This is a genomic window from Mesorhizobium sp. (assembly GCF_004962925.1).
In the GTDB taxonomy this organism is placed as follows: domain Bacteria; phylum Pseudomonadota; class Alphaproteobacteria; order Rhizobiales; family Rhizobiaceae; genus Mesorhizobium.
Map to the genome: position 1 here is coordinate 13064 of NZ_SUEO01000042.1, position 20935 is coordinate 33998.

Sequence of the window (20935 nt, forward strand, 5' to 3'; positions counted from 1 at the left end):
CCCCGGGTTTGACCGCTCTCCATTGCGCAGGGTCGTCACGTTGAGGAAGACCTCACGGCTCGTCGGCTATTGTGCCGCTCGGACCCGGGCCGGAATGAAGCTGTTCTGCACCTCGCCCGCACAGTCCAGCACTGGGAAGGGCCCGTAGCTTCTCGGTGATCGCAGGCAGGACCTCAAGCACGCGGTCTACGTCATCTTCGCCGTTGTCACGCGACAAGGAGAAGCGGACTGCCCCACATGCCGCGTTCATAGCGATCAGAACATGGCTCGGTTCCAGTGAGCCAGAGGCACAGGCGGACCCGGCGGAACAGGCGATTCCCAGCCGGCTCAGGACAATTGGGATTGCATCGCCTTCGATACCTTCGAATCCAATGTTTGCAGTGTTTGGCAATCGCTCTTGCGGATCGCCGTTGATGGATGTGTTTGGGATGCGCTGGATGATCCCGTTCTCAAGGCGGTCGCGCAACCATTTTATTCGTTTTGTCTCGTCCATGAATTTCAAGGCGAGTTCGGCCGCCATGCCCAGTCCGACTATGCCGGGTGTGTTTTCAGTGCCTGCACGCCGGTCGCGCTCTTGGTGCCCACCCTTGATCATGGAGGAGAAGCGCACGCCACGTCTTACATAAAGCGCGCCTATCCCCTTTGGACCATGCAGCTTGTGGGCGGAGAGCGACAGCATGTCGATCGCGGTCGATTTCAGCTCAATCGGAAGCCTTCCGACCGCCTGCACTGCATCAGTGTGGAAAAGCGCGCCGACTTCCCTGGCTAGATCGGCAAGCTTAACCACGGGAAAGATCGTACCGGTCTCATTGTTCGCCCACATTATCGAGACGATTGCCACTTGTGGGGTGAGGGCGGTTCTGTAGGCGTCCAGGTCGAGCCGGCCGTGGTGATCGACTGGGATAATGTGCACCTTGACGCCGCGCGTCTTTTCAAGGTGCGCGCACAACTTCAGAACGGCCGGATGTTCAACCGCGGAAGTCACTATTTCCGTTCGGTCGGGCATCACCTCCAGCGCCGAAAGGATGGCTGTACTGTCGCTTTCAGTCCCGCCCGAGGTGAAGATGATCTCGTCCTCGAATCCCGCGCCGATGAGGGCTTGCAACTGTTGCCTCGCCTTTCTCACGGCTTCAGCAACCGATGCGCCATAGGTGTGCATGGACGAATGATTGCCAAATTGCTCCGTAAAGAAAGGCAACATCGCTCCAACGACTGCAGGATCAACCCGCGTCGTTGCGTTGTTGTCGAGATAGACAGGGCTCATGGGAGTGATCCTTCAACTGCTGAAATGATTCAAGGGTAGGCGGGCCATTGAACCTCTGGCGCATATCGTATCTGGTAAGGTGGGCGGCCGGGCGAGCGATGGCTTGGCTGACCGGTCGCTGTCGACATTGCCCTTTGGTGGCGGCATCCGCCGGGAATTCAGCTGTTTCGGGCAATTTTGTTTGCTTGCCCACGGCAACGATCGATGATCGCGATTTCGCGCATCACCGAACGCAATTGTTCCGGGCCGACAGTGCGTGTCGGCCGGTTCCAGAGCGCCGGCGGTTACCAGTTCGACGCAGTATTCCTTGGCGTCGCTATAGTCGAACATAGCCTGTTCCCTCGCAATCATTTGCAGGACTTGCCGCAGCCGCACGTCTCACGCGCATTGGGGTTATCGAAAACAAAGCCGGATGTTTCGAGCCCAGTGACGAAGTCCACGGTCATGCCGGCGGCATGGGGTTGGGAGCCTCTATCCATGAACACCTTGAGCCCATCTCGCTCGATGATCGCATCGCCCTCACGTGAGACGCTCTCCAGGCCCATTGAGTATTGGAAGCCGGCGCAGCCGGCATGGACCATGATGCGAAATCCTTCCGCCGGCTCGCTGGCGCGGTAAAGAGCGGCCTTGATGGCGGCAACAGCGTTGTCGGTGAGCGTAATCATGGCTCGATTTCTCCTCGGTCCGACGTTTTCGCGGATCATCTCGCATGGACCGTGCCAAAGGGAAGACGTGTCAAAAACCGTAGGACATCCCGACGTCTCTTATGCTCGATTGCTGGGGAGACGTCCGACAACCGACACTTACTGTCGGGTTTGTCGCGTCCGCGTCACAGGAAGGGCGCCTGAGTTCGCGATGCACTCACGCGTAAAGCAATGAACAGAGCCAAAGATGTTCAGAGCTTGCCGCGGAGCAACTGGCACGATTTTTGTGAAGCCTTCGTTGCGGCGGCAAAATTGCCGGCCGATTCACCTTTGGGTTGCCCTCGCAATCGAAGAACGAAGGAAAGCAATATGATCCATCAGACCCGCCTTGAGTGGGAAAGCAGCACCGCCGGTGGTACCCGAATGCTCGATCGGCCGATTGGCGCCGACCACCCAACAATCGCTCTCTACCGGCGATTGGCCGCTGACCGCCCGGAGACAGGATTCGACTGGCATGTGCCTGACGATCGATCGCGTCCGCCGTGCACACCCCTGAGGCCCGTTTTTCGATCGATCGTCAAAAGAAGAACGGGGCGGGGGTAAAAACATGGATCAGCGCAAGAAGCGGTCGCCCAACGAAATCCGGCGTGCGTGGGAAGTCTGTCCGAACATTCCCGCGCGTGATTTCGCCGCCCAATTGGCCATTTCGGAAGCGGAACTGGTCGCGGCCCATTGCGGTTTCGGCGCGGCACGCATCGACCCGCGCGTCAATCACCTTCTGACGGGCCTCGAATTCGTGGGCGAAGTGACGGCGCTGACCCGCAATCAAGGTGCCGTGCACGAAAAGATTGGCGTCTTCAACAGAGTGATAACCGGCAACAATCACGCCATGGTCCTTGGTGACGAATTCGACCTTCGCGTCTTCCCGCAGGCTTGGAGGTATGGTTTCGCTGTTGAAAGGCGCCATCGCGGCGGAATCCAGCGCAGTTTGCAATTCTTCGACGCCACCGGCGCAGCAGTGCATAAGGTGCATCTCAGGCCGGTCTCCAACCTTCATGCCTATCGAAAGCTGGTGGCCGAGCTCGTATCCGCCAACCAGGAGCCGACCATGTCGCTTAAGGCGAGAGTAGCCGACCTGGGCGCGAGGACTGCGGACTGGGCCGGCACGGTGGACGACCTACGCGAGCACTGGAGCCGGCTGACTGACGTCAACCTTCTAAAGACGCTCAAGCTCAGCCGCTGCCAGGCTTTGCGCATGGTCGGCCAGGATTACGCTTGGCTGCTCGACAATGCCGCAGTTGGCGCCGTGCTCCAGCGTGCGGCCGAAGACGAATTGCCGATCATGTGCTTCGTCGGCAACCGAGGTTCTATCCAGACCCATTCCGGCTTAATCAAGTCGGTCAAGCAGATCGGGCCGTGCATCTATGTGCTGGACGAAACGTTCCGGCTGCATCTCAGGACCCACCAAATCCGTGAGGTTTGGGCCGTGCGCAAGCCGACCAATGACAGTCACGTCACCTCGCTCGAAGCATATGGGTCCGACGGCAAGATTATCATCCAGTTGTTCGGTGCGCGCAAGGAAGGCGAACGCGAGCGCGACGACTGGCGGGTTCTGGCGGAAAACCTGCCTCGTTTCCCCGACAGCTACATGAGAAAAGACCGATCGTCGTCGGTGGGACGCCGGCGCCCATCTGCCTCCGCAGCCAGTAGCCGGGCATTGAAGCCGAGATCGGGGACACGATGACGCAATAAGCGCGCTGTATTATCGTAACGCGATGAGCAGGAAGCAATTTGGCGCTGCCCCATCGACCGCATGGTTACGACGAAGCCGCGGCCTTTGGGCCGAGCTCAGAGGTGACAATAGCGTGAACGCCGCCGACCGTCGTCACTCCCCACCAGGCGGTCAGGTTTTGCGGTTCGGGCCGAGCAAAAATACTGTCAAGACAGCGAGGAACGTAGCAACCGCGCTGTAGACAAAGACACTGGCAATACCCGTGTGATCCACCAATAGGCCACCGAAAGTTGTGCCGGCTGCGATGGCCACTTGGAAGGTTATGACCATCAGTACACCAGCGCTCTCGGCCTGTTTCGGAGCGGCGCGTAGCACCATCCATGTCTGCAATCCGACCGGGACCGCGCCAAAAGCAAAGCCCCATACGGCAACTGCAATTGCCGAGGTCAAGGCCGATGCTCCCATAGTCAGGAGCGAGACAGCGGCTACGGCAATGAGCAGGGGCGGCAGGGCCGCGACCGCCTTGAGACTGTGTTTGGTGAGGAATGCGCCGGCTAAATTGCCGAAGACGCCGGCCGTGCCAAAAGCAAGGAACACGAGCGGGATCGACTTCTTGCCGAGCGCAGGAACGCTCTCGAGAAAGGCGCGGATGTAGGCGAAGCTGGCAAAATGGCCGGAAGCGACCAATAGCACGACTAGCACCGCAACCTTCATCGCCGGATTCTTCGCGACGTCCAGCGGACTGCGGAATCTGCGCACTTCGATCGGAGGCAGTGGCGGAATGGTTACGAGTTGCACGAGCAGCGCAACGGCACTCACGATTGCGGCGACCTTGAACGAGGCTCGCCATCCCCAAATGTCACCGACATAAGCGCCGATTGGAGCCGCGCAGACGGAGGCGACAGAAACGCCGGTGAGGATGATCGACATGGCGCGCGGCATGAGGTGACTTGGAACCAGCCGCATCGCCAACGCTGCCGAAATTGACCAAAAACCACCAAGCGATATGCCAAGGACGACGCGTGCCGCCAGCAAAACCGGCAGCGACCCCGCAACCTCCGCCAGAACGTTCGACAGGATCAGCAGGAGCGTCATCGCCCAGATGACGACCCTGCGGTCCAGACGCTTTGTCACGATGGCGATTATCGGTGCCGAGATCGCCGCGACGATTGCGGTCGCTGTTAGCGCCTGTCCAGCCGTGCCCGTGGTGATACGGAGATCATGCGCGAGCGGTGTCAGAACGCTGGCGGGCAGAAACTCTGCCGTCACAAGCCCGAAGGTGCCGAAGGAAAGCGAAATGATGGCACCCCATGCAGGGCCAGAACGTTGATAGGGACTTTCTGGGTCAAGCCGATCTCGGTCGAACAAAGCCGCGTCCACTAAATCTGTCGCCGATTCGGTCATGAATGAGTTCTCCGGCTAGGAGCTGTTGCAGCAGGGGTGGCTACATCGCCGGGGATCAAAGCCGCGAGACCTTCCGGCGGCGGCCAGTCGGCATCAGTCGAGGCCTCGGCGCCCGACGCATCCGAGGCCTCATCGGAGGGCCGACGGACCCAACCGTCGACAATGCGGGAGAGTTCTCGGCGCGGTCGCATCGATCGCATTCGTCGAAGTGCGGCCTGTTCACTGCGAACCAAGCAAGCCGAACGCGGTGTCCTCGATCGAGGCCTTGATGGGGGGATGATCGACGATCTCTATATTGCTTTGAAGCAGGAAGTTCCGTCGCCATATGTGGTTATCCTGGCAGCCAGAATTGAGCGGTTGTCGCAAGCACCAAGGCGGTCGCAATGAGTGCAACGAGGCGGAAGTCTGATCGATGGCTGCGGTTCGATGGCCGCGCGATCGACAAAATTGAGGTGATGAGTTATCCCTTTTGAAGCCGTTGCTCCCAATTTTGGGATAAGGTAATTGCAGGCGGTCCCAGCAACGTCGGGCGGCCTTTTTGGTGATCGAATTCATGGGACGACACTCTCGGTCCGTGACGCATCTGCGAATGACTGCGCAAGTTCCGTGCCATCAACGACAAATCTGGCTCTGCTGAGCGGGTGGTGGAGGCACGAGCGTGGGCTATCCCAAGAGCTTGCCGCAAGGTTGTTCGAAGTTGAGGTGCCGGATAGACCGCAAATATGTCGGGCGGCCTGGGGTTGGCCAACACGAAGATGCGCAAGTTCAAAAGGACGAGCTGAACCCTTGCCGATATCCGTCCGAGGCTGATCTGGAGAAGGTCAAGAACTGCGTCTTGAAGGCTTCCGCCGCACCGGCAAATGCGAACCCAAGGTGCTGGGCAAGATGGACAGGGCCATCCAACCCGTCGACTGGACGCTCATTAATGGCGTCGGTGTGGCTCTGTAGCTGGCGAGAAAAACGCCCTGCTGAAAGACAAAAGCTCGTGTGGCCGGCTCTGAAGGACGGCCAATGAGGCAGGCGAGGAGAGGCTATAGTCCATTCGTGTAGACTGATCTTGTCCCACGGAGGCGGCTAACCACCCCGCCAGACATCATCGAGGGGAGCGCCACTAGGCTCACCCCAAGTGTTGGTCATTTCCACCTGGGTGACCTCGGCCAAGTCACCAAGCCGCTTAGCGCAAGCTTTCGAACTGGATGCTCCCCGGGCACATGATCGGCTAGCGATCCCACCAGTTGAGTTGCTCCAAGTCGGTGTCTAGCTTTCTACATTCTGTGTCCGACGCTGGACAAGAATGTTGCAATCCCGACCAGCAAGTCAGCGCAGGCGCCACCTGCTGCCCAGCAAACAGCAAGGATTATCGAAAGACGAATTCGGCACGGAGCTTGCACCAACGATTGCATGCAAATGCCGACAGCATCTCATGAACGGTCTCTCGATTCTGGCGCGGTTAAATCGCGGCCGGTTCCAGATCATGTCCCGCCCGAAATGGTGAGGGACTTCAGCCTGTTTACGTCGCCCGGCATGTTGCCGACCGCTAACGGGGATCCGCATGCAGCGGTTGCTTGCGTTCATGCCGGGCCTCCGATCTTTTATTCAACCAGCAACACGCGCGACGGTCGGGGTACCTGGGTCATCACTCGCGCGAGCGACCAGCGCCGGGTGCTGCAGGACACCGAAACGTTTTCCAGCCATCGCAGCATCTTCGCCTCTGTGCTCGGCGAGAGCTGGCCGATGATCCCGCTTGAGCTCGATCCGCCATTCCACGGTGTTTTTCGCTCACTGCTCAATCCGCTGCTTTCGCCAAAGCGGGTAATGGCATTGGAGCCGGCTGTCCGGGAACGAGCGATCAAGCTGATCGACAGGATCGCCGCATCAGGCACGAGCTGCGACATCATGAAGGATTTTGCAGTTCCGTTCGCGGTCAATATCTTCCTTCGCTTTATTGGGCTTTCGGACAACGGACTAGAAACATTTGTCGGCTGGGCTAGAGATCTGCTCCACGGCGATAAGGAGCAACGACCACCCGCAGCCCGGACGATCGTGGCCTTCATCGACGAACTTGCCACCGAGCGCCGCAAGGAGCCGGTCGATGATTTCATGACCTTCATCGTGAAGGCAAAGGTCGAGGGTCGTCTGCTCAGTGACGAAGAAGTCCGTGGCATCGGCGTGCTTGTGTTCGTCGCGGGACTCGACACGGTCTCAGCAGCCATATGCTTCGACTTGGCCCATCTCGCGCGCAACCCCAAAGATCAGGAATTGCTACGAAGCGAACCGGACCGGATTGCCGTCGCTGCGGAAGAATTGCTGCGCGCCTATTCGACCATTCAGATGATCCGAGTGGCAACGAAGGATGTCGACTTCAAAGGCGCGCCGATCCGCAAGGGAGACTATGTTTCCTGTGCCACGATGATTGCCAATCGTGACCCGGCGGAATTCGAATGCCCGAATGAGATCGATCTGGCGCGCGAGGACAACCGGCACGCTGCCTTTGGCTATGGTCCCCATCGTTGTCTTGGCTCACACCTTGCCCGGCGGGAGATTGTCATTGGCCTGGAGGAGTGGCTGGCGCGCATCCCAGCCTTTCGGATCAAGACAGGGACTGAACCTATCACCTTCGGCGGCCATGTGTTCGGGATCGAGAATCTGATCCTGGACTGGTCCTGAAGTTTCAGCCAACGACATTGGAGTTCGCTATGCGTGTCGTCGTACATAAAGCCAGATGCCAGGGTCATGCGCGCTGCTGGGCGCGGGCGCCGAGAGTCTTCAAGCTTGATGACGCCGGCTACATCTTGCCCGGTGATATTGATGTTGCCGATGGGGAGCAACTGCTTGCCTCAAAAGGGGTACGAGCCTGCCCCGAACAAGCTCTGGAAGTTGACGAGCCCCCCGCTAACTCAGTTGTAGAGAGAGACACACGCAAAGTGCAGACTGGCATCGGGAAGGACAAAACAATCATACAATTCGCGACAGACCCTGTCGACCACGCGAAACTTACCGAACTGCGTGACCGAGAGGCGATCCGCAACTGCCTGTATCGGTACTGCCGCGGGATAGACCGCGCCGATGAGGCGGCGCTGCGTAGCGCATACTGGCCCGAAGCGTATGACAGGCACGGTCCCTATTGCGGACCGGCAGAGGACTTCATCCAATTTGCTCTCGGTCTGCCGGGGCACCGTAACATCCATCAAATCACGAACAGCCTGATCGACTTCATCAGTTCAGCAGAGGCCGCGGTCGAGAGCTATTTCACCGCGCTGCAACGCGGACCGGATACAGACCAAGAAATACGTCAGACGCTGCTTTGCGGCCGTTACTGCGATCTGTTTCAGAAGAGGCAGGACGAGTGGCGAATTGCGGAACGGACAGTCGTCTACGATTGGGTTGAGGAGCAAATCCCGCCAGCGATTCTTGAGGCAGATAGGTTCGGCCAGCGACAGCCGATTGGAGCACCACATCCAGACGATCCCATCTACCAGTTGCTCAAGGGTCACATCCCCACCGACCAAGATGGCGTCGAGGGTCCCCAACTGGGAGCTGCATAAGTGGGTAGAAATGGAGGATGAGCGCCTTACGGGAACGACATCTGTGTGGGGCCGCAACTGGCGGTCACTGCAACGATTTGGCTCGACCCTTCATTCCGCCCAAGGTTGATGGGCTGAGATCACAAGCGGTCATCGTGGAGAAGCTCTCGTGAAACTGGCAGCACGCACCGTAATCATCACAGGCGCTGCGGGCGGGATCGGCCGTGCCCTGGTCGATATCCTTGCCGCGGACGGAGACACTGTAGTTGCGGTGGACCTTCCGGGCAGTGGTGTGGTTGAACTGGCTCGGGATCTCGGGTCGCCGCACGTCGGTCTGGAGTGCGATGTGTCGCGAGAGAAGGACATGCTCTCACTTTTCGGCCAGGTCGAAGCACGGTTCGCGCAAATCGATGTCCTCATCAACAATGCGGCGGTTGGGCCCACGATGGATAGGATCATCGACACCGCTGTCGATACCTTCCGACGCGGCGTGACAGTGAACCTTATTGGGCCATTCGTTATGGCCCGGGAAGCGGCGCGGCGCATGAGGCCTGGCGGTGCGATCGTCAATGTGGCTTCGATGGCGGGCGTGGTCGGCAATCCCAGGCGCAACGCCTACGCAGCCTCGAAAGCTGGCGTGATCTCGTTGACAAAGTCCCTTGCATGCGAGTGGGCTATGCGAGGAATCCGCGTCACGGCGGTGGCGCCGGGCTCCGTCCGCACCCCAATGGTCACAGAACTGGCACGCGCTGGCAAAATGGACCTCGCGGCGATACGCCGCCGCGTGCCGATGGGGCGCTTGGCTCGCCCCGACGAGATCGCCAGGGTCGTGCGTTTTCTGAGCAGCACGCAGGCGCGCTACATCACCGGCTCGGTGCTGGCAGTCGACGGAGGCTGGATGTCATTCAACCAGCCGGGGGATGCTCACCCGCCGGTGGATGGTGCGCTCCAAGCCGAGCTCTCCTGTCCGGCCGAATGCACAGATGCGCGAATCGTGCTCGTCACCGGTGGCGCAAAAGGCATTGGCGCGGCCGTCGCTCGCCGCTTTGCCGCCAACGGCGACACCGTCGTGATTGCTGATAAAGATGGCACTGCAGCGGCAGAGCTGGCTACATCGCTCCCCGGCAAGCATCTGGCGAAATCGCTGGACGTGGCCGTCGAGAGCGATGTGGTGTCGATGTTCGAAGAACTGAGGCGACGCTTCGGGTATATCGATGTTCTGGTCAATAGTGCTGATACCGCCGACAGGATTGTGCCTGCGATCGAGCAACTGTCGAACCAGCTCGAACACGTCCTGGATGTCAACCTTACCGGCGCCTTCACCTGCGCGCGCGAAGCGATCAAGGCTATGCGCCCGGGCGGCGTGATCCTCAATCTCGGGTCGATCGACAGCTTTCTGCCGTTCGCGCCGCGCCATGCCTACGGCGCCTCCAAGGCGGGGATGGATATGCTGACCCGTTGCATGGCGGCCGAACTCGGCCCGGTCGGAATTCGGACAGCCACCGTCGCTCCTGGCCACATCCGCACGCCCGCACTTGCTCAGTTGGCCAAAGCCGGCCGCATCGACCTGGCAGCAATCGGACGACGCATCCCCATGGGCAGGATGGGACGGCCAGAAGACGTCGCAGATGCATCGTTCTTCCTTGCTTCGTCTGACGCCTCATATATCAACGGCTCGATCCTCTACGTGGACGGCGGCTGGACCTCGTTCGGTGATGCGGGAAACGCCAGCGAACTCTATGACGAATGTTTTGCGGAGGCCGCAGGTTAATTGCCAGGCATTCGCAGGGCGACCGGCCGAGCATTATGAAGCCTCGGCTCCACGACGCACCCGAGGTGCTTGAGATCCAAGCCTGCGCATGCGGAGCACATTCCCGGTCGGCTGACGTGTCTATAACGAGGAGAAATCATGGAATTTGCCACTTTCATTCTGGCCGCCCAGCGCGGCTATCACCAATCCTCAGAAAGCGTCATCCGCAACTCCATCGAACAGGCCGTCGCTTCGGAGCAGGCTGGGTTCAACACCGCGTGGTTTGCTGAGCACCACTTCAACAATTACAGCCTCATACCATCCCCGCTGATGATGGTGGCGCACTGCGCCGGCTTGACAAGCACGATTCGCCTGGGCACTGCCGTCTGCGTGCTGCCGCTTTACCAACCGCAGCGCCTGCTGTCCGAGATCGGCTTCGCCGACATCGTTGCGAACGGCCGTCTCGAGCTCGGCGTAGGCTTGGGATACCAGCAGTTCGAGTTCGAACGGTTCGGCGTGGACATCGATGAGGCGCCGGCCGTCTTTTCGGAATACCTGGACATCATTCTCAAGGGCCTCAACCAAAACGTCTTCGAACACGACGGCCAGTATGAGAAGATCCCCCCAACAGCGATTTCGGTCCGCACAGTCCAGCAGCCGACGCCGCCTATCTGGATCGCTGGCGGAGCCGCACGGATGGCTCGGGCCTACCGCGAGGGGCACAATTTTTTTGTCACAGCCTTCCACGACGGCTTAGAGACTTTGACCACACTGCGTGAATCAGTCGAGAGGGCGGCGGCATCCGAGGAAAAGAACGTCACCGACGTCAAGATATCGCTGCTGCGCTGCTGCTATGCCAGCCACGACGAGTTGGAGATCAACAGCTATCTCGACAATGCCCGCTTCCAGCGCCGGCTTTCTGAAGCCCTGCATCAGCGCCGCCAACAGAGCCACGATGGCTACCTGCTGCAGGAGACACCGACCCAGCAGGATCTGTCCTTCGAGACCATGCGCAAAAATTTGCCGATTGGCAGCGTAAATCGCGTGATTGATCGCCTGCTGGAAGAGATCGATATCTTGAAACCGGACCAGATCGCAGTTCAGACTCAATTGGGCGACTTCGACCAAAAGACGATGCTGCGCCAGATCGAGCTCTGGGGCGACAAGATCATCCCTGCGGTCAACAAGGCGCTTTGTCATGCCGGAAGCTGAAGCCGGCCGTTACGATGATGGCTGCCTATCCAGCGCGCAATGGCGTGGGTCCGAGCTAGGGAGGAGCTTCGATCAGCATGTGCTGCCCTGCGTACATTCACGTTCGCTTGAGGAGGTCCAGGCGGGCGAGGTGTTGGCGACGGAGGGGACAGGCCTTTCGTCTGTCGAATTGCGTGATGTCTTGGCCGCAACTTTCCCGTCTACCTCCAGCAGCGTATTCGCTTTGGAGGAGTTGAGCGAGCCCGAGCCGGAACTGGAAGAGGAGCTGCTACGCCGGCTGCTGCTAGCGCATGCTGCGCCGGCCGACCCGGCGAGCGCCCGCTTGGCCAAGATCATCGCCCGGCGTGCGATGCGCATGGACCATCTTTGGCGGGATCTTGGCCTCTCAAATCGCGCTGAGCTCAGCCGCCTGCTTGCCAGACATTTTCCCGCGCTGGCGGCAGGCAACACAGAAAACATGAAATGGAAAAAGTACTTTTACCGCAAGCTGTGTGAGGCCGAAGGCTTTTCGTCATGCACAGCACCCAGTTGCGGGGAATGCCATGACTTCGAAAGCTGCTTCGGCCCGGAGGAAGTTGAGAGTCGCCTCTCGCCGACCACGAATGTCGGTTAGTCACTTCGCTTGATCGCAACTGCGGACAAACGCTTTTCGCGGCGCCGTCGTATGGAGGAAGGGATGTTCATCGCCTCGCGATATTTGGTGACGGTACGGCGAGCGACATCGATGCCGGTCTCCTTGAGTTTAGCAACGATGTCTTCGTCGGAATGTACCTTGTCGAGCGATTCTTCGGCTATGATTGCCTTGATCCGATGGCGGACAGCTTTGGCGGAGTGCGCGTCGCCGCCCTCGCAGGATGCGATTGGCGCAGCGAAAAAATACTTCAGCTCGAACACCCCGCGCGGAGTCAACATGTACCTGTTCGAAGTCACCCGGCTTACCGTCGACTCGTGCATGCCGATCTCGTCAGCGACATTTTTGAGACAGAGAGGCCGCAGATGGGCGGCGCCGTGTGTAAAAAAGGCATCCTGCTGGCGCACGATTTCGGTCGCAACCTTAAGGATCGTCTTAGCGCGCTGCTTGAGACTGCTGATCAGCCAGTTCCCTTTTTCCTGGCAATGGTCGAGAAACGCTTTGCCTTCCGGATTTTGATTGGTCAGCTGCGAGATTTCGGCGATATAGGTGTGGTTGATCAACACTTTGGGCAGCGTGGCCGGATCAAGCTCCACCCGCCATCCACCTTCGGACTTGGGCATTACCCAGACGTCCGGTACGATGGTTTCCGGCGTCCCGGACTGGAACCGGTCTCCAGGCTTGGGATCGAGCGCGCGGATTTCGTTCCTCATGTCGAGGAGATCCTCCTCGTCGACTCCGCAACGCTGCTTCAATCCCTGAAAATCCCCCCGTGCAAGCATCTCGAGATTGGCGACCAAAGCTGCCATAGCCGGGTCGAACCGGTCTTGCTGGCGCAGCTGAATCTCCAGGCATTCGCTGAGAGTTCGCGCAAAAATCCCCGGCGGATCAAATTGCTGCAAGATTCCGATGACCCGTTCCACATCAGCTTGCCGAACGTTTAACCTCCTGGCCAGATCGAAAAGGTTTACCTGAAGATAGCCAGTGTCCTCCAGATGGGCGGCGAGCTGTCCGGCAATCAGCCGCTCCTGGGGGGTGAACGGGGTGAGGGCGACTTGGCGGGCGACATGGTCGTGCAATGTTTCGGTGTGGGCGGTAAACTCCTCGACGGCAGGTCGATCGTTGCCGCTACTGCGTTGCGACTTCCATTGCCCGCGCCCGCCAGACGGCCCGCCAATGGGCGATTCGCCGATTTCGCTTCTGCTTTGACTGCTCCGCTGATCCTCCCCTGGCAGCGGCGAAACGTCGTCAAACGGGTCAGGCTTCAAAACGGGGTTCTTCTCGAGTGCCTGCTCCACGAGCTGATGGAGTTCAGTATGCGTCAATCGCAGCAAGCGAATAGCTTCAATGGCTTGAGGCGATAAGACCATACGTTGCTTCTGGCGTTGAAGCAGGCTTGCTGAGAGATGCATGTTGAACCGGTAATCTGCCGAGGAGGCTCTAGTGTGTGCTGGGGTTGTGTGAGACTTGCCACTTCTGGGTCATGCCGCCGCCTTCAGTTTGTCGAGAACGTTTTGCGGGGATGAAACGCCATAGGGGTCCGTCTCGCAGTTGTCACAGAAGCCTTCCTCCTCGAACCACTGCTCCACCACGCCATCGTCGATCAGAGCGGCGTATCGCCAGGAGCGCATTCCAAAGCCCAGATTGTCCTTCGCGACCAGCATGCCCATCTTGCGCGTGAACTCGCCCGACCCGTCTGGGATCAGCTCGATCTTCTGCAGCCCCAAGGACTTTCCCCACGCATTCATGACGAAAGCATCGTTGACTGAGACGCAGTAGATCGCGTCAATTCGCAGTTCCAGAAATTGATCATAGAGTTTTTCGAAATCGGGCAGTTGGAAGGTCGAGCAGGTCGGGGTGAAGGCGCCAGGCAGCGAGAACAGGATAACGCGCTTGCCCCCGAAATAATCGTCGGAGGTCTTGTTCTCCCACCGATAAGGATTTGGCCCCCCGATCGACTCATCGCGAACACGCGTGCGAAAGGTCACGAGAGGAACGTTCTTTCTATCGGTCATTAATTTGCTCCCAGGCCAAAGTGGTACGGTGCATCTTTCGGTTAAACTGAAGCGGCATCGACTTCCGTCGACAGTTCCGGCAGCCTCGCGCCTTGGCGTGGTTGCCTCGGACAGGTCTTGTGCAAGACCGCCCCCGAGCAGGGACGTTTAACGGCGACGAGCTTCCAGTTTTCCGCGGAGACGGGGAATGTTTGCTCGCGGGCTTTATCGAGCTTTGAGAGGTAGGCATGGTCTCCAAACGTGGTTTTGACTGCGTTCTATCGACCGAGTCGCAAGCGCCATGCCAATTGACCCGATGCCTTGGGTTCACTTCGGTTTTTGCAGCAACTTTCGTGTTGTGCAGTAATGCCGGTCGATATTATTGCTCAAGCAGCACTGGAAATTGGGTGCGACTCCGTTCGGCAAACCCGGCCTTTGTCCGAAGCCGGACACGAATGTCGGGAATTAGCCAAACGCCAGGACCTGGGGCGGGTTAAGAAACGTTGCCGTGGGCACCGGCTTCAGCACAATTGCGCCACGCGAGCATGGCTCCCAGCGTCAATGCCCTGCAGCAGCGAGACGAAAGTCACTGCAGAATATCAACCTCTGCGAAGTCGTTGAGACCCAGCATGTGCGAGCCGTTCGAGGCGCAGATCAAGGCATGCTCGAGGAAGAGCTCGTGCTCTCGGCAGCAAGTGTTGCGACGTCTGACAAGGATAGTCGCGCTTCAAGGAAAAGAACCTGAATGGTGCACGGCTTGTGAAGGCCTGGCGCATGGAAATGGCTGGGCTGATCATCCTCCATGGCGGTTGGATGAAGAGCTGGCCCCTATCTCCCTCAGCTGCAACGGGGGGAGATAGGGCATGTCCGTCCTATCGCGCTCGGTAACATTCCTCGGTGAGGCAATAAGGGGGAGCAATTTCTCATTTCGGCCGACACGACCCAGCTCTCCTTTCATGCGCTGATTCCCCTAGGGAAATCGCGACTCCAGCCTTCCTATGCAGCGAATCGCGGTGCTGTCCGATGTCCGACAATGTCGGATGCGGATCGTAGCTGGGCTAGATCCGTCACTTTGCCTCGAATGGTTTCCCACTGGCATAATATCTGCTTCGCCCCAAATGCGGCGACAGTTATCTCAGGAGGGAGCCAAAATCTGTGCGGCATCTGTGAATGGATCGACTTCAATCGAGACCTCGGAGGTCCCGACGCGCGAAGGGAGCTTGCCGATATGACGGCCACCATGGCGAACCGCGGTCCGGACGACGAGGGGACTTGGATCGGCGGGCCTGCGGCGCTGGGACACCACACCTGGCAATCATCGATATCCAGGGCGGCCGTCAGCCGATGATGCTCCAGGAGGATGGCCGACCTGACTTGGTGCTCGTCTACACGGGTGAGACTTACAACTACCGCGAGCTGCGTCAACAGCTGGCCGGCCTAGGCCATCGCTTCGACACGAGCAGTGACACCGAGGTGGTGCTGCACCGCCCACGCGAGTGGGGCTCTTCGGCGGGTACACTTTTTTCACGAAACCCATGAATGTTTCTCGCGACATCATCCCGCAATCGGTGGTGCAGCGGGTGAAGAGCCCGTATCCGGCTATCCAGGATGCCGCCTACGACAAAATGCTACGTACGCGGTTCACTGCGGTGCTGGACGACCTAGTGCGGCAGTGGCACCGCTGTTGTCCGTCGACAGGTCCCGCGCTTGCTCGGTGCGACCAACAACCTTAAGGGCTAGGGCGTATCCTGACCCTGCAAGATCTCCTCACCGACTATAAGGTGCGCCTCACGATCTGAGACGATGGGACAGGATGGCCAAGGAGGTGCGCCGTCTTGCATGCCCGCCAGCGAGGCGAACCCTCTTGGCTACGCGCGCCACCAGAGACGCTCCATATCGTCAGGCCCGCGTCTCATGCTCAGATGAGCCGGTATTTGGCTCTCTCATCAAGCGAACCGAGAGAGCCCATGCCAAGACGGAAGCAAGCAAGACGAACGAGCGTCAGAGATACCCTGCGCCTGACCCATAAACAGGGCAGTCTGGTGGGCGAGGTGGCAGAGCAACTGATGTTCGGCAAGACCTCGGTTTCCACCTATTTCTGCGGGCGCTGGAGGCGGGCTGTCGTGCTGGCCCTGCATGCGGCTTTGACGACGATGCGATGTTGAAACACCGTCTGTTGGGCCGAATCGGCCGTCGGCCACACGTTGGGTCGTCATCAGGTTCTCGACAGCTTCCCGGTGTCAAATCCAAACCGTGGTCGGCGATCCCCACCAGGGTGGGAAGGCAGCGCTGATATAGCCGAACGTCGATCAAGTCACGATCAACGATTGCCTCATGTCACATGCCCTGCGGGACTGAAAAACGGAGAAGAACATGTGCGATGCAAAACTGAAGACCGTGCTTTCGCTTTTTTCGCCGGTGGCCAGCAAATTAGATGCTCTCTCGTCCAACGGACCAGCGACGGATGCAAATTGCGTTAAGCTAAATACGAACGAGAACCCGTTTCCGTTGCCGAAGAGCGTAATGCAAAGTGCAATTGCTGCGATCGAACACCAGTATCTTTATCCGGAAGACGACAATCTCAGCTTAAGGGCAGCTGCCTCCGATGCTTACGGATTTTCCGAAGATCAGGTGATTGCCGGCAACGGTTCGTCGGAGCTGCTCGGACTCATCTACAGAGCTTTCCTCGCCCCAGGAGATAGAGTGGCGATGCTGTCGCCCGGATTTTCGTTCAACCGTAAACTTGCCATGTTGCAGGGTGCCGAGTTTCTCGAAATCGCATCGAGCGAAGCTCATCCCCTGCCGATAGAAAAACTGCTGTCCGGCCCCGCAAAAGACGCGAAGTTCATTCTGTTGGCTAATCCGAACAATCCGACCGGAACATTCGTGCCGGTGGCCGAAATCGAACGCCTTGTGGAGCAAGCAGATCGCTTGATCGTCTTGGATGAGGCCTACGTTGACTTCGCACCCGACCATGCCCTGCGCCTCGTCAATAGACATCCGAATCTTTTGATCTTGAGGACTTTTTCAAAGAGCTATGCTGCCGCTGGCGTGCGAGTCGGCTTCGGTTTCGGTCACCCAGAAATCATTGGCAGGCTGCGCAACATCCAGAATGTCTTCAACATGAACGTGATCGGGCAGGCGGTCGGGAAAAGCATTCTTGCGCATCGCCACGCCTACGAAGAGAACCACAGGCACATCAAGCATGAACGACAGCGAGTGACCCTGGCGCTGTTGCAACTTGGCTTTTCAGTAACACCCTCCCACGCAAACTTTTTGCTGGCCCGTGTGCCGGCGGGACAGGAGGGCTCATGCTGGCAAGCCGCGTTGAAAGAGCAGAAGATCCTCATCGCCAGCTTTCCTGACATAGATTTGAAGAACTGCATTCGCGTCAGCATTGGCACCACAGAGCAGATGGACAAATTCCTTGCTGCCGCCAAACACGTCTGTATGAACTTTAAGAGGAATCGCGGTATGCACAAGCATGAAGTCAATTCACATTGCTTTGGAAATGTATCAAGTAATAAGTGTCGATGTGTTGTGAGTTATGATGTTTCCAATAGTGGATAAATCATAGGTAATTTGGAGAATAATTAATTGAAGAAAATTTTCGCTTCGGGCCTGACCTTCGGCATCTTCGATCATCTGGACGAAAACGGCGATGACATCGCCCAACAATATGCAGATCGGCTGAGCCTAGCAGAAGCGTGCGATGGCTATGGCTTTTATGCGTATCATCTCGCAGAGCACCACTGTACGCCGCATGGCAGAGGTCCATCACCGAATTTGTTCTTAGCGAGCGTCGCCCAGCGAACCCGCAGTCTTCGTGTTGGTCCCATGGTAATGCTACTTGCGCTCTATCATCCGCTGCGTGCCTTCGAGGAGATCTGCATGCTTGATCAGTTGAGCGGCGGCAGGCTTGAACTCGGCATAGGGCGCGGCTCTGCTCCGACTGAATTGGGATACTTCGGGGTTGCTGTAGAAGCAGCACCAGAACAGTATGCGGAGGCCAGCGAGATTCTCATCAATGCAATGAAAGGCGGGACGCTTTCTTATGAGGGCCGCCACTTTGAGTTGAAAGACGTTCCGCTGACGTTGAGACCTCACCAATATCCCCATCCGCCGACATGGATCGCCACCAATCGACCCGAGCCGGCTAGCTGGGCCGCCGCGAATGGGGCAAACATCGCCTGCGTCGGACCTTCCACTTCTGTTCGCAGCGTTACCGACGCGTTCCGCGCCGCCCGAATTCACGATGCTGACATTGGCCACCAAGCGCCATTTCTTGGATTGCTCCGAATGGTGGTGATAGAGCGTTCTGAAACAGATGCGTATTTGCTCGCAGCACCTGCCTATGAACGATGGCTCAAGAGCTTCAAATTTCTATACGAACTAAATGCCATTCCCACTCCACCAAACTTGCCTCTGAACTTCGATGCAGCAATTGAAAGTGAATTGTGCGTCGTGGGAACGGCAGCTTCTGTCCGAAAAGCTCTCCTTGATCAGTTGGAAGAGGCAGGTGCTAATTATCTTCTGTGTCAACTGGCATTTGGGGATTTGCCGCTGGATGCGTCCCTATACACCGCATCGACCATTCGATCCGAAATCATGGCTCGAGTTGGCGCATCGTGAAATCCGTCGTGTGATTGGAGGAGCAGCGGCAGCGCTGCTCCTCATTGCGAAACGGTTGTGGGGGCCGGACTCCTGTGTCAGGTGTAAACCATTGGAGCACGTCCTATCTGATCCAGGTCATATCCTGCGGCTGTGAAGTAGTTGGCACATTCGGCTGGGGTGAAGAGGTCGACGACCGCGCCGAGGCGTCCTGACCTTGCCCCTCTGATCTAATCCGGTTTGAAGTTCGTTCTGGCCCATCCAGAGGACCAGGACATGAAACGCAGCCGCTTCTCTGAAGAGCAGATCATCGGAATTTTGAAGAAACACGAGGCCGGGGTATCGGTTGGCGATCTGTGCCGCAAGCACGGGGTCAGCGACGCCTCGATCTACAACTGGAAGGCCCGCTTCGGCGGGATGGATGTGTCCGAGGCTCGGCGACCTGAAGGCTCTGGAGGACGAGAACACGCGGCTGAAGCGGCTTCTGGCCGACCCCATGCTCGACAATGCCGCGTTGAAGGACCTTGTGGGAAAGAAATGGTGACGCCCGCGGCCAAGCGGAAAGCTGTCGCTCGCCTGAAGGAAGGCTTCGGGATGAGCGAACGGCGGGCGTGTAAAGCCATCGGCTGTTGCCGCATGACGGTTCGCTACCAGACCAGCAGGCCGGACGACCGCGAGGTTCGCGAGCGGATGAAGGCGATCGCGCAGGTGCGACGCCGGTTCGGCTACCGGCGTCTTCTCGTGATGCTGAGGCGGGAGGGCCTGGTCGTGAACCACAAGAGGCTGTTCCGGCTCTATCGGGAGGAGAAGCTCGCCGTTCGCCGCCGTGGCGGCCGCAAGCGGGCGATCGGGACCAGGGCGCCGATGCTGGTGCCGCTGAGGCCCGACGAGCGCTGGTCGCTCGACTTCGTATCGGACCAGCTCACCGACGGGCGCCGCTTCCGCATCCTGGCCGTCGTCGACGACTGCACGAGACAGTGCCTGCGCACTCATCGTTGATACGTCTCTCTCGGGCATGCGGGTTGCCGCGAATTGGACCGGCTCATCAAGAGCGCGGCCGGCCCAGGATGATCGTCAGCGACAATGGCAGCGAGTTCACCTCGAACGCCATCCTCCCCTGGGCGGATCAGAACCGCGTCGAATGGCATTACATTGCGCCCGCCAAGCCGATGCAGACGGATGTTGTAGAATAGCCCCTTCTTCTCATTCGGCCGCTTTTTCCACAGCCTTCTGCCTTTCCGGCCTCGTTCGCCATCGGGAAGTCTCTGCTGCATAGGCAGCTTCTGCCTTTTCGACTTGGGATCGTTCTTCGGCGCGCTTGGCCGGGATGTTGTAGTCGAAGGCGGTGCCGCGCCTGGCATGGTTCATAGGGAGGCCGGCACGCAGCTCGACCGATCTGAACTTGCGGGCGAGTAAGGCCGGCCGGGCCCAGATGTAGTCGGCATTTTTGCTCAGCATGTGCCAGATGATCTTCGCAAGCTTGCGCGCGGTGGCGACGGCCGCGATATGCTTCCCGCGACGCGAGGCGATCCGCTTGTAGAAGGCGCGCAGAGGACCCGGTGAGCGGGCAGCCGCCCATGCCGCCTCGACCAGCATTCCCCGTGCATGCCCTCGGCCCTGCTTCGTTATGCGTCCATGATAGGCCGGTCCCTCACCGGACTGCCGCACGCTGGGATTGAGGCCAAGATAGGCGACAAGCCTCTGTGGATCGCTGAAGCGACGAATGTCGCCGATTGCCGCGGCAACGCTCGCAGCCACGGTGACGTCGAGCCCGGGCAACGTCATTAGGCGGCGGATTGTCGGGTCCTGGAGGGCATGCACCGCGATATCCGCCTCGACCACCGTCAACGCCTCGTTGACCTGGTTAATCAAGCCGAGGTGGCGCTCGATGGCGGCGCGCTCATCGGCAGGCAATATTTGCCTCGCCAGCCATTTGCGCCCGCTGATCCCGACGAGGTTCCCATGCGGACACGGCGGGATCAGGTGGGCGTGGAGGATTGACTGGATCAGGTTCTTCAGCCGCGAACGCTGGCGAACCAGCTGTGTGCGCCTGGTGACCTGTCTTCGAAGCGCAAGCGTCTCAGGGTCTGGGACCCAGACCTCCGGCAGAAAGCCCGAGGCATAAAGCTTCGCAAGGACAGTGGCGTCGATCATGTCGGTCTTCACCTT

Annotated in this window: 16 protein-coding genes and 4 pseudogenes; 12 read left to right on the forward strand and 8 right to left on the reverse strand. The window is 58.9% G+C overall.

Features of this window, described 5'->3' with window-relative positions; all coding sequences use genetic code 11:
* Nucleotides 1–52: 52 nt before the first annotated feature.
* Genes nifS through E5W87_RS11475 form a run of 3 tightly spaced genes read right to left on the reverse strand, consistent with a single transcriptional unit; the run spans nucleotide 53 to nucleotide 1929 of the window.
* Nucleotides 53–1264 carry a cysteine desulfurase NifS gene (gene nifS / locus E5W87_RS11465; RefSeq protein ID WP_095484278.1) on the reverse strand — a complete coding sequence of 404 codons (1212 nt, stop codon included), beginning with the start codon at nucleotides 1262–1264 and terminating at the stop codon, nucleotides 53–55.
* A gap of 12 nt (nucleotides 1265–1276) precedes the next feature.
* The gene (locus E5W87_RS11470) at nucleotides 1277–1594 is read right to left on the reverse strand and encodes a hypothetical protein (RefSeq protein ID WP_292397103.1); all 318 of its coding nucleotides are present in this window, start codon (nucleotides 1592–1594) and stop codon (nucleotides 1277–1279) included.
* A gap of 17 nt (nucleotides 1595–1611) precedes the next feature.
* A complete protein-coding gene (locus tag E5W87_RS11475) occupies nucleotides 1612–1929 on the reverse strand; it encodes an iron-sulfur cluster assembly accessory protein (protein WP_095484279.1) in 318 nt (105 codons plus the stop codon).
* Nucleotides 1930–2515: 586 nt separating this feature from the next.
* Here E5W87_RS11475 and E5W87_RS11480 point away from each other — a divergent pair.
* Nucleotides 2516–3547, forward strand: a pseudogene (locus E5W87_RS11480) (hemin-degrading factor); the annotation flags it as partial.
* 264 nt (nucleotides 3548–3811) lie between these two features.
* Here E5W87_RS11480 and E5W87_RS11485 read toward each other — a convergent pair.
* Both E5W87_RS11485 and E5W87_RS11490 read right to left on the reverse strand, forming a co-directional pair.
* The gene (locus E5W87_RS11485; protein ID WP_292397106.1) at nucleotides 3812–5044 is read right to left on the reverse strand and encodes an MFS transporter; all 1233 of its coding nucleotides are present in this window, start codon (nucleotides 5042–5044) and stop codon (nucleotides 3812–3814) included.
* A gap of 219 nt (nucleotides 5045–5263) precedes the next feature.
* Complete coding sequence (locus tag E5W87_RS11490) at nucleotides 5264–5599, reverse strand: hypothetical protein (RefSeq protein ID WP_127294325.1); 336 nt, start codon at nucleotides 5597–5599, stop codon at nucleotides 5264–5266.
* A gap of 933 nt (nucleotides 5600–6532) precedes the next feature.
* Between E5W87_RS11490 and E5W87_RS11495 the strand changes: the two genes are divergently transcribed.
* The 6 genes and pseudogenes from E5W87_RS11495 (at nucleotide 6533) to E5W87_RS11520 (ending at nucleotide 12143) form a co-directional block, all read left to right on the forward strand.
* Nucleotides 6533–7711: a cytochrome P450 gene (locus E5W87_RS11495; RefSeq protein WP_164759124.1), complete on the forward strand. Its 1179-nt coding sequence runs from the start codon at nucleotides 6533–6535 to the stop codon at nucleotides 7709–7711.
* A 29-nt stretch (nucleotides 7712–7740) separates the two neighbouring features.
* Nucleotides 7741–7863 (forward strand): annotated as a pseudogene (locus E5W87_RS11500) (ferredoxin); the annotation flags it as partial.
* Between the two features lie 138 nt (nucleotides 7864–8001).
* Nucleotides 8002–8589 carry a nuclear transport factor 2 family protein gene (locus E5W87_RS11505; RefSeq protein ID WP_245329807.1) on the forward strand — a complete coding sequence of 196 codons (588 nt, stop codon included), beginning with the start codon at nucleotides 8002–8004 and terminating at the stop codon, nucleotides 8587–8589.
* Nucleotides 8590–8737: 148 nt separating this feature from the next.
* Nucleotides 8738–10339 carry an SDR family oxidoreductase gene (locus E5W87_RS11510; RefSeq protein ID WP_095484284.1) on the forward strand — a complete coding sequence of 534 codons (1602 nt, stop codon included), beginning with the start codon at nucleotides 8738–8740 and terminating at the stop codon, nucleotides 10337–10339.
* Between the two features lie 138 nt (nucleotides 10340–10477).
* On the forward strand, nucleotides 10478–11530 hold the full coding sequence (locus E5W87_RS11515) for an LLM class flavin-dependent oxidoreductase (protein ID WP_024505249.1): 1053 nt from the start codon (nucleotides 10478–10480) through the stop codon (nucleotides 11528–11530).
* Entirely contained in the window at nucleotides 11517–12143 is a 627-nt protein-coding gene (locus tag E5W87_RS11520) for a nitrogen fixation protein NifQ (RefSeq protein WP_063169382.1), read from the forward strand. The genes E5W87_RS11515 and E5W87_RS11520 overlap by 14 nt, the downstream gene beginning before the upstream one ends.
* On the opposite strand, the gene rpoN is transcribed toward E5W87_RS11520, so the two are convergent.
* Both rpoN and E5W87_RS11530 read right to left on the reverse strand, forming a co-directional pair.
* Nucleotides 12140–13573 (reverse strand): RNA polymerase factor sigma-54, encoded by a 1434-nt coding sequence (gene rpoN / locus E5W87_RS11525; protein WP_095484285.1) that lies wholly within the window; start codon nucleotides 13571–13573, stop codon nucleotides 12140–12142. The two genes, E5W87_RS11520 and rpoN, sit on opposite strands and share 4 nt — an antisense overlap.
* 69 nt (nucleotides 13574–13642) lie before the next feature.
* Nucleotides 13643–14176 (reverse strand): peroxiredoxin, encoded by a 534-nt coding sequence (locus tag E5W87_RS11530; protein WP_029356553.1) that lies wholly within the window; start codon nucleotides 14174–14176, stop codon nucleotides 13643–13645.
* A gap of 1149 nt (nucleotides 14177–15325) precedes the next feature.
* Between E5W87_RS11530 and E5W87_RS11535 the strand changes: the two genes are divergently transcribed.
* The 5 genes and pseudogenes from E5W87_RS11535 to E5W87_RS11555 form a co-directional block, all read left to right on the forward strand.
* Nucleotides 15326–15694: a hypothetical protein gene (locus E5W87_RS11535; protein WP_206072932.1), complete on the forward strand. Its 369-nt coding sequence runs from the start codon at nucleotides 15326–15328 to the stop codon at nucleotides 15692–15694.
* Between the two features lie 428 nt (nucleotides 15695–16122).
* A pseudogene (locus E5W87_RS11540) lies at nucleotides 16123–16355 on the forward strand (IS21 family transposase); the annotation flags it as partial.
* A 173-nt stretch (nucleotides 16356–16528) separates the two neighbouring features.
* Nucleotides 16529–17725 carry a histidinol-phosphate transaminase gene (gene hisC, locus E5W87_RS11545; RefSeq protein WP_292397112.1) on the forward strand — a complete coding sequence of 399 codons (1197 nt, stop codon included), beginning with the start codon at nucleotides 16529–16531 and terminating at the stop codon, nucleotides 17723–17725.
* Between the two features lie 27 nt (nucleotides 17726–17752).
* Nucleotides 17753–18787 (forward strand): LLM class flavin-dependent oxidoreductase, encoded by a 1035-nt coding sequence (locus tag E5W87_RS11550; protein ID WP_095517131.1) that lies wholly within the window; start codon nucleotides 17753–17755, stop codon nucleotides 18785–18787.
* 255 nt (nucleotides 18788–19042) lie between these two features.
* Nucleotides 19043–19941: pseudogene (locus E5W87_RS11555) on the forward strand (IS3 family transposase); the annotation flags it as partial.
* A gap of 28 nt (nucleotides 19942–19969) precedes the next feature.
* Here the strand turns inward: E5W87_RS11555 and E5W87_RS11560 are convergent.
* Nucleotides 19970–20935: IS110 family transposase (locus E5W87_RS11560; RefSeq protein ID WP_367118817.1), on the reverse strand; the 966-nt coding region annotated here is incomplete at its 5' end.

Excerpts from the sequence above, each read along its gene's own strand:
- E5W87_RS11520 (WP_063169382.1), top strand. The coding sequence starts at position 11,517 with ATGCCGGAAGCTGAAGCCGGCCGTTACGATGATGGCTGCCTATCCAGC.
- E5W87_RS11485 (WP_292397106.1), bottom strand. The coding sequence starts at position 5,044 with ATGACCGAATCGGCGACAGATTTAGTGGACGCGGCTTTGTTCGACCGA.
- hisC (WP_292397112.1), top strand. The coding sequence starts at position 16,529 with ATGTGCGATGCAAAACTGAAGACCGTGCTTTCGCTTTTTTCGCCGGTG.
- E5W87_RS11495 (WP_164759124.1), top strand. The coding sequence starts at position 6,533 with ATGGTGAGGGACTTCAGCCTGTTTACGTCGCCCGGCATGTTGCCGACC.
- E5W87_RS11515 (WP_024505249.1), top strand. The coding sequence starts at position 10,478 with ATGGAATTTGCCACTTTCATTCTGGCCGCCCAGCGCGGCTATCACCAA.
- rpoN (WP_095484285.1), bottom strand. The coding sequence starts at position 13,573 with ATGCATCTCTCAGCAAGCCTGCTTCAACGCCAGAAGCAACGTATGGTC.
- E5W87_RS11535 (WP_206072932.1), top strand. The coding sequence starts at position 15,326 with ATGGATCGACTTCAATCGAGACCTCGGAGGTCCCGACGCGCGAAGGGA.
- E5W87_RS11490 (WP_127294325.1), bottom strand. The coding sequence starts at position 5,599 with ATGAATTCGATCACCAAAAAGGCCGCCCGACGTTGCTGGGACCGCCTG.
- nifS (WP_095484278.1), bottom strand. The coding sequence starts at position 1,264 with ATGAGCCCTGTCTATCTCGACAACAACGCAACGACGCGGGTTGATCCT.
- E5W87_RS11475 (WP_095484279.1), bottom strand. The coding sequence starts at position 1,929 with ATGATTACGCTCACCGACAACGCTGTTGCCGCCATCAAGGCCGCTCTT.
- E5W87_RS11470 (WP_292397103.1), bottom strand. The coding sequence starts at position 1,594 with ATGTTCGACTATAGCGACGCCAAGGAATACTGCGTCGAACTGGTAACC.
- E5W87_RS11530 (WP_029356553.1), bottom strand. The coding sequence starts at position 14,176 with ATGACCGATAGAAAGAACGTTCCTCTCGTGACCTTTCGCACGCGTGTT.